General features: G+C 61.2%; 3 pseudogenes. All 3 read right to left on the bottom strand.

What is annotated here, in order from left to right:
* Positions 1–111 precede the first annotated feature (111 nt).
* Positions 112–342 (bottom strand): annotated as a pseudogene (locus ACWGS9_RS34705) (TniB family NTP-binding protein); the annotation flags it as partial.
* Between the two features lie 578 nt (positions 343–920).
* A pseudogene (locus tag ACWGS9_RS34700) lies at positions 921–1,172 on the bottom strand (ISKra4-like element ISMet1 family transposase); the annotation flags it as partial.
* Between the two features lie 170 nt (positions 1,173–1,342).
* A pseudogene (locus tag ACWGS9_RS34695) lies at positions 1,343–1,752 on the bottom strand (hypothetical protein); the annotation flags it as partial.

Genomic DNA, 1,752 nt, shown 5'->3' with positions numbered 1-1,752 from the left:
CTGGAGAATGTCGGTGCGGCGCACAGCGCAGTTGCAACCGGGGCCCGTGGCAAGATCGTGCTAAAACATTGAATATTATAGTGAATTTTAGATCACGGTTCCTGGGATAGATTGTTCTTTCGCAGCCCACCGGCTCAAGGTGAACTGTTCGAACCGGCCCGCAAGCTGAATGTCGCCGCTGATCGCCTCCCGCGCCTTGTTGACGCCGAAGCAGACCAGCGAGATCTGCAGACGATTGCTGAGAAAGCGAAGAGTGTTCAGAACGATGCGCTGCTCGCGATAGGATCTTCGCCGGCATCGCCGAGCTTCGCCGCAGAGACCTTGTGCAGCAACGCGGACTATGGCGGGCGATCCTGCCACACGCCATCGCAAACCGCCTCGCCGCCATGGCGCTCCAGAACATCCCCTGGGGCGACCATTGAAACCCAACTCGTCAACGGCGCCTCGGCTACCTTCACGGCAGTAGGGAAGCAGTCGCGATCGTTAAACGTTGGCTTGGCCCCGTGGCTTTGTAGCCAATATCGCCAACCTGAATGGCTTCGGACGAACGATCCTCGAAAACATCGCACCGGTGGCGCCGATGGCCGCTCTCGATGCTATCGAGCGCGCAGCTGTCGGGCCCGATAGCGAGGCAATGCGAGAGAATGGCCGACATCTCCTACGGCTTCAGCGCTCGCTTGCGTGCGACCCCGAATTCTTCGATCGGGTGGTCGCCCTGCTAGCGAGTTTCGCACGTCCGGAGCCCGACGGCGCGCGAGATGAAGCGGCCGAGGCACATAGAATCCTTGTTCTACCTCTATCTCTCCGGCACCCTCGCCAGCATCGACCAACGCATCCGCGCTGTCGACACCTGGCTGCGCTCGGAAGATCCGGCCGAGGGGGTGCTAGGCATTCGAGCGTTGGGCGCAATGCTCGAGGGCCTAGCACTTCGCGTTCTCATACAATAGCCGGTTTCGAAGTTCGCCGTTCAGTTCGGCCGTTCGGACCTGCATGAGCATGTGAGCGCCGTTAAGGGACCAGCGCATTTGCTGCTTCTTCACCATTCGCTTGCCGACGAGTGAGTTCACAGCTGCCTCGGCGAGGGTCGAGGCGACCCGCAGGCCGGCTCGGTAATGCTTCCCATAGTCGATGATCGCACCGCGGTTCGATCGGACATGGGTCAGCAGTTGGGAGCCAAGGCTATGAAGGCGTGCGATCGAGAACTCGGCTTCTACCTGCGGCTGCTTCAGTCTGGCGAGAAGCCCTCCAAGTCGCGGATCGTGCGATCGACGCGTCCATGCCACAGCCGCCATTTCACGGCTCTGATGTCCCCTGTCGATGGTTGGAAGGCGCCGAGCCCAATTCAGCGCGAAACTTTGAGCTCGTCGTGGCCAGATGCGGGCGTGGGGAAAGGGCGAACCCGGTGGCCGCTATTTCGTACGCTTGCGCACGGTCGCATACCTGTCGGTCGGTTCAATGGGCAGGAGCTCGGCCAGCACCTTCGCCGCCTGCCCGGTAATGGCATCATGCTTCCCAGCCGCGCCGTCAGCTCCATCAACTCCGGCGTGGCGCGATCGGGACAAATATCGTTCAGCGGCGCGAACGCAGCGGTCATGCCCAGATGGCAATCCCGACACAGCATCCAGCGCGGATTGCGAACCTTCACCAAGCCGAAGACGATTCGGATCCGGCGTGTCGTGTAGTCCTTCACCGGCCGGAACGTGTAGCAGTCCGGGCAGGCCCGGCGAAAGAGAAAATAGGTCTCCGCCTCAT

This window comes from Mesorhizobium sp. Arg314, from assembly GCF_053714275.1.
Note: the sequence above shows the minus strand (reverse complement) of the source record. Positions and strands in the feature narration are given on the sequence as shown.